The organism is Patescibacteria group bacterium (assembly GCA_020148145.1).
In the GTDB taxonomy this organism is placed as follows: domain Bacteria; phylum Patescibacteriota; class Minisyncoccia; order Minisyncoccales; family JAHCRE01; genus JAHCRE01.
The window spans coordinates 1-3,237 of sequence record JAHCRE010000004.1 but is presented as its reverse complement, the minus strand read 5'-3'; the positions used below and the strand labels follow the sequence as shown (position 1 = coordinate 3,237).

The 3,237-nt window shown below is 28.8% G+C and carries 6 protein-coding genes; all 6 read left to right on the top strand.

The genetic code is table 11. The features are described from left to right. A partial coding sequence (locus KJA15_00215) for a hypothetical protein (protein MBZ9571755.1) occupies positions 1–320 on the top strand: 320 nt, incomplete at its 5' end. Between the two features lie 56 nt (positions 321–376). Further along, positions 377–1,039, top strand: a complete 663-nt coding sequence (locus KJA15_00210) for a hypothetical protein (protein MBZ9571754.1) — start codon at positions 377–379, stop codon at positions 1,037–1,039. A 200-nt stretch (positions 1,040–1,239) separates the two neighbouring features. Then, complete coding sequence (locus tag KJA15_00205; protein ID MBZ9571753.1) at positions 1,240–2,085, top strand: hypothetical protein; 846 nt, start codon at positions 1,240–1,242, stop codon at positions 2,083–2,085. Between the two features lie 80 nt (positions 2,086–2,165). Further along, positions 2,166–2,306: a hypothetical protein gene (locus KJA15_00200; protein ID MBZ9571752.1), complete on the top strand. Its 141-nt coding sequence runs from the start codon at positions 2,166–2,168 to the stop codon at positions 2,304–2,306. Positions 2,307–2,413: 107 nt separating this feature from the next. Further along, entirely contained in the window at positions 2,414–2,929 is a 516-nt protein-coding gene (locus tag KJA15_00195) for a hypothetical protein (GenBank protein MBZ9571751.1), read from the top strand. Between the two features lie 224 nt (positions 2,930–3,153). After that, positions 3,154–3,237 (top strand): DNA-directed RNA polymerase subunit N (locus KJA15_00190; GenBank protein MBZ9571750.1); only part of this gene is annotated, 84 nt, incomplete at its 3' end.

Below are 3,237 nucleotides of genomic sequence, written 5' to 3'. Positions count from 1 at the left end.
ATTGCAACGTCTTAGAATGGCTTATTTTACGTTTGCAAAGCAACAACCTTAACAAAACAAACATTGTTTTATGTATCAAAAATTATATAAACAACAAGTTATATAGAATTGTTGGGGTAGGTAAAAATGGGCAACATATATTTCTTATGTTTGACTCGAAACGGCATTTGATATATGATATTTTTTGGAGAGGAAATCCCCTTTCCTTTTTCCCCCGCGAGGTTACCTACATCAACTTGCCTACCCCCTCCAAATCAAATGTTTCTCCTGGGATAAGATGCCTTAAACCTGTTGATATGCACATTATCCCAATGTTTTGATTGAAACATTATGGTTATAAGGGATTATTTGTTACAAAATACAGATTTGGAGGAAAATGGCAAGTAATATTCTTCTTGGCTTTGATATTGTAAATTTTGTTTCTGAAAATAATTACGAAACTCTTTTTCTATTAATAGCCAGTGGCATTATAATTGGAACATTTCTAATTGTTAGACATATAAATAAACGTGAAAAAGAGGAGTATGAAAAAAAGAAGAATGAAGAAAAATTAGACAAATCAGAAATTAAAAAAATAAGCAAATCAGAAATAGAAAAATTTAACATATCTGTAAAAATTGACTGTCTAAAACATCTTTCTAAGATTCATAGATCCCAGTTTGATGAAAGACGTAAAATCGAATGGAAGCTTATATTTGCAATTTTGGTATTTTATTTTGGTATTATTACAGCTAAAATCACAAGCACTAATAAAGTCGTTATTACTTCTCCACTGAAGGTTTTAATATCATCCTTTTTTTTTATTATTGCTGCTTTTGCAATTTGTTATTTGACATATTTTCATTTAGCCAACCATAAAAACAAATTTTTCGCACAAAATTCAGGTGATGCAATACGAGATCTTTTAAAAGGTAAAGTACCAAATTTTGATATATTTGAATTTGAATGGAAGGATATATTGTCAAATTGGTCTTTTAAAATGCAAATTGCATTGCTATTTAGTATGGCTTTTTGTTCTAGTGCCATTATATGGATATGAGCTAAACTTAGGAAATGTTTCTTTTCCTCCTGTTGATATGGAAGAGATAATGTTTTAAAACAGTTTATATGCACGTTTCTCTAGTGTTTACATGGATTTATAGGGTTGTAAGGATGTTATTTATCTTAAGGGCAATCTTTAAAAATATATATTCGTTATTAATTTTTAATATCATAAAATAATAAAGGAGAAAACGGAGAATGAAATCCTATTTGTTCATATTTAATCAACCTGATAAAACGGAAAAAATGATAAGAAAAGAAAATGTGTATAGGGTTATCAAAGAATTAGATAAAATAATTTCAAAGAAAGAAGAAACGATATTTCATCTTTTATTAGATTCTCCTGGAGGGAATATTTATTCTGCCTATAAGATTACCAACATTTTTAGATCTAAATGTAATCAATTAATTACTATTATACCATATAGGGCTAAAAGTGCAGCTACATTAATGGCATTGGGATCAAATGAAATTGTTATGGGACCACAATCAGAAATAGGTCCTTTGGATTTACCAATGGAACATCCAATATTGGAAGGAATTGGTCATCTCTCAGCTCTCGATGGCATTAGATCTTTAGAATTATTAGCAAATAAGTCTTTGATTATGGCCTTTAGGATTGGGGGGGAAATTCGACAGCAGGTAGAACTTAGCAGAAAAGACTCTATTCAAATTGCTCTAAATTTTTCTAAAGATTACATGAAACCTATCATGGCAAAATTTGATCCATGGTTAATAAATATGTGTGAGAGGTCATCATGTATCGCAGAGGAATTTACAGTTGAATTTCTTACAAAATATATGGGTAAAAGCGAAAAGGAGGCGTATGAAATTTCTGATGAACTCGTGAGACAATTTCCTGAACATAGTTTCTCAATTTCTGCGAAAAGAGCGGAAGATATGGGTCTTAATATTATTCATTCTGTTAACTATAGAAAATGGAATGATACATGGAAGTTGTTCTTAGATCTACCAGACAACAAAGAAACAATTAAATTATTTAGCGAAAATCAAACTAAAGACAAAAAAAAACGAGAATATTAATGAAAAATTGTAAAATGATGAGTGAAATAACAAGATTTTTATGTCATGTAAACATTATATAATAACAAGGATTCAAGGATATGCCTGAAGATAAGGAGAAAAAAAATCATTGCATGTATTCACATGATAAAATAATCGACTTTTTTGAATATGACGATGAAAATATTGAAAAAATTGATTTTGTTAATAAAAAAAAAGTAATTGATTTAATTTCTCAATAATTTTATTATTGTCATTCTTTAATACGATTTATGGGTTAATCTTAAACAGGTTTTATAAATAATTACTTCTATACTATTTTGTGCAAGATTTTAAACCCATTATAAGAATGAGAAAGGAGCTTGATCGTGAATATTTGGCAAAAGCTAGAGTTGATTTGGATAAAGCAAAGGAATCTTATCGAAATTCTATTGATAAAAAAAAAGATATACGGAACCGATTTGGTTCTATAGGACAAGAAATGAAAAGTTCACATAATGTAATATTATTTTCACATTTTGCATTAGAGGCATACATAAATAAAATTGGACATGATTATCTTGATCCTAACATTTGGGAAAATTTATCAGATATTAGCATGCGTAAAAAATATTCACTGATACCATTATTGATTACAGGAAAAAAATTTGATAAAAAAAGAGGAATTAAACAATTAACAAATTGGAGGAACGATTTAGTTCATTACAAAGATTTTGATTTAAAAGAACCTGTTCCTCATGATTCAGGGACAGACGTCCCAGGTATCTATGATATTATAAAATTTAAAAATGCTGAAAAAGCTTATAATTGTGCTAAGAGTATAATTGATAAATTAGAAAAATTTTTAGAGGAAAACAAAAAATAAGATAACCATTAGCACGATTGATGGGTTAAGAACCATGCTAATCGTTGACCGCTCTCTGCACCATTTGTGCATTTATTTACAATAAAAGAACGCCCGCATTACATATTGATAAATAATAACATGGTTGGATGGGTTAAGTTTAAATACTATAATAAATATGATGGGATTATAACAGAAATGAATGATATAATCGCAGTAAACAATTATATAATATAGGTGATTTTGTGATAATTCCGATACGATGTTTTACATGTGGAAAGGTTGTCGCTCCTTTGTATGAAGAATATACAAAGCGATATGATGATTAT